The organism is Nitratidesulfovibrio oxamicus (assembly GCF_015731765.1).
GTDB classification, from domain to species: domain Bacteria; phylum Desulfobacterota; class Desulfovibrionia; order Desulfovibrionales; family Desulfovibrionaceae; genus Cupidesulfovibrio; species Cupidesulfovibrio oxamicus.
Genome location: NZ_VRYY01000587.1, coordinates 1 through 1,241, shown reverse-complemented (window position 1 = coordinate 1,241; position 1,241 = coordinate 1). Strand labels below are relative to the sequence as shown.

The 1,241-nt window shown below is 69.5% G+C and carries 2 protein-coding genes and 1 pseudogene; all 3 read left to right on the top strand.

What is annotated here, in order from left to right; translation table 11 throughout:
- Positions 1-24: 24 nt before the first annotated feature.
- The gene (locus FVW20_RS20005) at positions 25-138 is read left to right on the top strand and encodes an adenosylcobinamide-GDP ribazoletransferase (RefSeq protein WP_307831598.1); all 114 of its coding nucleotides are present in this window, start codon (positions 25-27) and stop codon (positions 136-138) included.
- A gap of 203 nt (positions 139-341) precedes the next feature.
- Complete coding sequence (fliJ, locus tag FVW20_RS15905; RefSeq protein ID WP_196610369.1) at positions 342-782, top strand: flagellar export protein FliJ; 441 nt, start codon at positions 342-344, stop codon at positions 780-782.
- Positions 739-1,241 (top strand): annotated as a pseudogene (locus FVW20_RS15900) (hypothetical protein); the annotation flags it as partial. The gene fliJ and the pseudogene FVW20_RS15900, both read left to right, overlap by 44 nt.

Here is a 1,241-nt window from a genome sequence, read left to right as displayed (position 1 = left end):
GCCGCCCTGCCCTGCGCCTGCGCCGTGGCCTGGCTGACCGCGCTGGCCCGCCGTGAAGGCGGCCTGAACGGCGACTTTCTGGGGGCGTGCATCATTCTGGGCGAACTGTCCGCACTGCTGGGCACCACACTCGCGTAGCGGTCATGCCCGCGCCACGCGTTGCCCGGGCCGCCCCCCCGCGCCCGGCTCGTGCATCCGGCCCATGCGTTTGGCTTGTGCACTCGGCTCGTGCGTTCGCTCCGATGCGGCAGGCCCGGTATTTGCTACTCCGGATCAAGCCAGGCGCCGCACGACGACATTCCGACGCCATCGGCCTGGCCACGACCGAGAAAGGACCGCGCATGCCCCCGTTCCGTTTCCGCCTGCAACAGGTTCTCGACTACCGGGAACAGTTGGAGGAGCAGGCCAAACTGGCCTTTGCCCGCGCCAGGACCGCCCACGAGACGCAGCAGCGCCAGGTGGAGGGGGTGCGCGCGGCCATTGCCGAAGCGGAGCGGAAACTGTACGAAGACGCGCGCCTGACGCGCGACGAACTCTGGCTGCAACGCAACTTCCTGCGCGGCCTGCGCGAAGACCTGACCCACGCCGAACTGCGCCTGCGCATGCTGGCCCAGATGATGGAACAGGCCCGCAGCGAACTGGTGAAAAAATCGCAGGAACGCAAACTGCTTGAAAAGCTGAAGGACAAACAGGCGGCCCGCCATGCGCACGACGAACTCCTCCGCGAACAGCGTACCTATGACGAAACCGCAACGCTTCGCTTCGAGCCTCCGTCTTTCTAGGCTCTGCCGCTGGCTGCTCACTGCCGCCACCATCAAGGTGGCGCTGCTGGTGGCTTTTGCGCTGGAACAGCCGTGGCCCTTCGCCACGGATGCCGCCCCGACCTCCGTGGCTGCCGTATCCGGCGTGTCTGGCGTACCCGGCGTGTCTGGCGTATCCGGCGTGTCTGGCGTATCCGGAGCCCCGGCCAGCACGCAGGCGGACGCCGCCGCGCGGACCGTGCACGCCTTGCAATCCACCCAATCCGGGCACAATGCCGAGTCCCAGCCCCTGGCGGTGGACATCGCCCGCGCCGTGGGCCTGACAGCCGCCGCACCCGCATCCGCAACAAGCATCACCGACGCTCGGGGCCGCATGAACCGCGAGGGCACCGCCTGGGCCGCCGAGGCCCAGCCCGCACCGGCCACCGCCCAGCCGCCCGCTGCCCCTGCAGCACCCGCCGCACCGTCTTCCGCCCTGCC